Below are 1,556 nucleotides of genomic sequence, written 5' to 3'. Positions count from 1 at the left end.
CCTGCTATATAAAATGTAGAATAATATAGAATGAAAAGTATCTTATTCTATATTATTAGAAAGAACATATAGTTTTTCCTTTCTTAATTTTATTTACTACCGTCAACATTAGTATTCCCATATCCTAATTAAAAGGGTAATGACATTGACTAACTCTGATAGCCCTAGAGGGTATAGCCCACCCTAAAAATATTTTTTATGCTAAAGCCAGTAAATTCATAACCGCGTTTACATCTCTATCCATAATCGCACCACAGTTATAACATACATATTCATTATGTTTGGTGTTATGCTTGCGATTTCCTTGTAAAGTGATTTTATCTTCTTTTGTTTTTACAAAACCACATTCACTACACCTTTGAGTACTTGGATAGTATTTATCAGCTAAAATTAGTTCTTTACCATACCATTCGCATTTATACATTAAAACCTGTCTGAAATAGCCAAATATTGAGCGTTGCAAACCTTTAGAGGCAACATGGCTCATTTGCATACCTTTAACATCCAAGTCTTCAATTACAATGGTATCAAAGTTATTAACTAAGTTTGTGGTAAACTTTTGAATTAAATCATGTTGAATATTAGTTACTTTAGCATATTCACGTTGCAACTTGGTTCTCGTTTTAACGTAATTATTGCTACCTTGAACTTTTTTACTCAACATTCTTTGATAATGTTTAATTTTTTGATACCTACGACTTAATTGCTTCGGTAGGGTATTAATTATTCCATCAGTATAATTAAAGTGACCCACATTTACGTCAACTGCCGTTTTAGATTTAGTCTTCTTTTTATGCTTAATTGTAATTTCAAAAGGTAAACTAGCATAATAATGCCCACGTTCTCGGTAAATCGTGACCACTTTTAAATCGCCTTCTAACGATTTAGCACCTTTAATCTTAATATCAGACCAAACGTGTTTAGTTTCTCGTGGTTTGTCTAATCTTAATTTACCATTTACAATTTTAGCTCTATCAGTTTTAAAGACTTGTCTTGGAGCTTTCTTTGATTTGAATTTTGGTTTACCCCAATCAACTTGAGCTTTATCAAAAAAGTTTTTCCAACTCTTAGCTAAATCAGAAACCACTAGCTGTAAGGTTCTTGCTGATAACTGATATTGCCAATCTTCTTTATTAGCCACCAGTTCATTTCGGACTGTATATTCGTTTGGTTTTAATTTCTTATCATCTAAAATCAAAGCTTGTTCATACAAATCTTGCCATAGTGCTAAGCCTTTATTCCAACAATACCTACGATAATCACACAGTTCATCTAAAACTTGTTGCATTTGAGCGTTAGGATATAATCTAACCTTTTGTGTCTTAACTACCATTATTATCTTCACCACCTTTCAAAGATTTATCATTTTTCAACTTGCTTTTATACTTTCGCAAACCATATAAACGACAAGAAAATACATGTACAATACTTACCATATCATCAATCATTTCTTGTGTAGGGCTTGTGTCGACATTATTTAGTACAATAATGTTTGTATTGTGCATTTTACATAAACGCTCAAACCATTCATAACCAAAACGAATAAATCTATCTTT

General features: G+C 31.2%; 1 protein-coding gene and 1 pseudogene. Both read right to left on the bottom strand.

Annotated elements, in window-relative coordinates:
- Positions 1–196: 196 nt before the first annotated feature.
- Positions 197–1,333: an RNA-guided endonuclease InsQ/TnpB family protein gene (locus JCM10991_RS11640; RefSeq protein ID WP_035189074.1), complete on the bottom strand. Its 1,137-nt coding sequence runs from the start codon at positions 1,331–1,333 to the stop codon at positions 197–199.
- Positions 1,323–1,556: pseudogene (locus tag JCM10991_RS15475) on the bottom strand (recombinase family protein); the annotation flags it as partial. The pseudogene JCM10991_RS15475 and the gene JCM10991_RS11640, both read right to left, overlap by 11 nt.

The organism is Ligilactobacillus equi DSM 15833 = JCM 10991, from assembly GCF_000615765.1.
Classification (GTDB): Bacteria; Bacillota; Bacilli; order Lactobacillales; family Lactobacillaceae; genus Ligilactobacillus; species Ligilactobacillus equi.
Note: the sequence above shows the minus strand (reverse complement) of the source record. Positions and strands in the feature narration are given on the sequence as shown.

Coding starts and splice junctions, on each gene's coding strand:
- JCM10991_RS11640 (WP_035189074.1), bottom strand. CDS start 1,333: ATGGTAGTTAAGACACAAAAGGTTAGATTATATCCTAACGCTCAAATG.